This is a genomic window from Pirellulales bacterium (assembly GCA_036490175.1).
GTDB lineage: Bacteria > Planctomycetota > Planctomycetia > Pirellulales > JACPPG01 > JACPPG01.
The window spans coordinates 1-1,708 of record DASXEJ010000221.1 but is presented as its reverse complement, the minus strand read 5'-3'; the positions used below and the strand labels follow the sequence as shown (position 1 = coordinate 1,708).

The 1,708-nt window shown below is 60.6% G+C and carries 2 protein-coding genes and 1 tRNA gene; 1 reads left to right on the top strand and 2 read right to left on the bottom strand.

The features are described from left to right. A partial coding sequence (locus VGG64_15905; protein HEY1601087.1) for a hypothetical protein occupies nucleotides 1–242 on the bottom strand: 242 nt, incomplete at its 3' end. 261 nt (nucleotides 243–503) lie between these two features. On the opposite strand from VGG64_15905, the gene VGG64_15900 reads away from it, so the two are divergent. Continuing rightward, nucleotides 504–1,553 (top strand): site-specific integrase, encoded by a 1,050-nt coding sequence (locus VGG64_15900; protein HEY1601086.1) that lies wholly within the window; start codon nucleotides 504–506, stop codon nucleotides 1,551–1,553. 14 nt (nucleotides 1,554–1,567) lie between these two features. Here the strand turns inward: VGG64_15900 and VGG64_15895 are convergent. Beyond that, nucleotides 1,568–1,643: transfer RNA gene (locus tag VGG64_15895), tRNA-Phe, on the bottom strand. Nucleotides 1,644–1,708 lie beyond the last annotated feature (65 nt).

The following is a 1,708-nucleotide window of genomic DNA, read 5'->3' as shown; positions in this document are numbered from 1 at the left end:
TCACGGCCGCGGAATCGGTTGGCTGCGAACGGACATCGCTCCTTGGTTGGCCGAAAATGTACCGGCTCTCCCTCGTCAGCCGGTTCCGGCAACCGCTCATCGGCCCGAGATAATCCGACAATCGTTGCTTCCACTTGACGGCGCAGAACCGTGTGCGGCACACAAAGTCCGCCATAACTGTTCGCTGCGCCGGAGCGTCCGGGGATGAGCTCAGGTGACAGGTCCGTCCGAAGGGCCGCCATCCGGGGCTTGTGTGGGCGCCTGGATAGCTAGGCCATGAACGCACCGGGCGCTCCGTTGAAAACACTGGATCTCAGCGAGGCAGCCGCATTCCTTCATATGCACCCCGAGGAGGTTCGCACGCGCGCCAAGCGCGGCCTGATTCCGGGAGCTAAAGCGGGTCGGTGCTGGATTTTCTTAGAGATCGATCTCGCCGAGTTCGTGCGCTCGTTATATCCTACGAGACGGCAAGCGCTGCAAGTGACGAACTCACAGGAGAGTGTATGTCACTTAGAAAGCGCAAAAAGTCGACGGCCTGGTGGATTGACTTCGTCGCCCCAAACGGCGAACGAGTACGACGATCTACTGAGACCAGCGACCGCAAAGAGGCCGAGGAACTCCACGACAAGCTGAAGAGCGAAGTCTGGCGAGTTCAACGGCTGGGCGACAGGCCGAGACGAATTTGGCAGGACGCAGTCGTGCGATGGCTCCGCGAGCAAGCTCACAAGGCGACGCTCGACGACGACAAGGAGAAGCTGCGTTGGCTCGATCTTTATCTGGCCGGTCGGGAACTGGATAGCATCAACAGGACGACGGTCGATGCGATCATCGAAGCGAAGCAGGCGGATGGATGCAGCAACGCGACGGTAAATCGGACACTGGCGTTGTTGCGGGCAATCCTGCGGCGGTGCGTGCGCGAGTGGGAGTGGCTGGATCGTGCGCCAACGGTGAGGCTCTTGAAGGAGCCGACCCGTCGGATTCGATTCCTAAGTCACGAACAGGCAGTCGCGCTGCTGCGCGAGTTGCCACTGCACCTTCGCTACATGGCGACCTTCAGCTTGTCGACCGGGCTACGTGCAGCGAATGTGACGGGGCTGACCTGGGAACAGGTCGATCTGTCGCGCAAGCTCGCTTGGGTCCATCCGGACCAGGCAAAGGCCAGGAAGGCGATCGCCGTGCCGCTCAACGACATGGCGATGGAGATCGTCGGCCACCAGGTCGGCATACATCCCGTTCATGTCTTCACGTACGAGGGGCAGCCGGTGAAGCAGGTCAGTACGCGGGCTTGGTACCACGCGCTCAAGCGTGCCGGTATCGAGAACTTCCGCTTCCACGATCTGCGCCACACCTGGGCTTCATGGCATGTGCAGAACGGGACGCCGATTTTCGCCTTGCAGGAGCTGGGTGGATGGATGACCGAGAAGATGGTGCGGCGTTATGCGCATCTGGCGGCGGATCACCTCGCTGCCTACGTGGGCAACGTCAATATCCATGGCACATTCCAGGCACACCTGTCGATGACGCCGAAACGACCCGATGGAAAATTGCAATAAAATGAGAGACTTATTGGTGGCCAGGGGTGGAATTGAACCACCGACACGCGGATTTTCAATCCGCTGCTCTACCAACTGAGCTACCTGGCCAACGTCGGGAAGGGCGCGTATTAAACCGGCCCGGCGGGCGGGCCGTCAAGCGCGCACGAGGCCTA

Coding starts and splice junctions, on each gene's coding strand:
- VGG64_15900 (HEY1601086.1), top strand. CDS start 504: ATGTCACTTAGAAAGCGCAAAAAGTCGACGGCCTGGTGGATTGACTTC.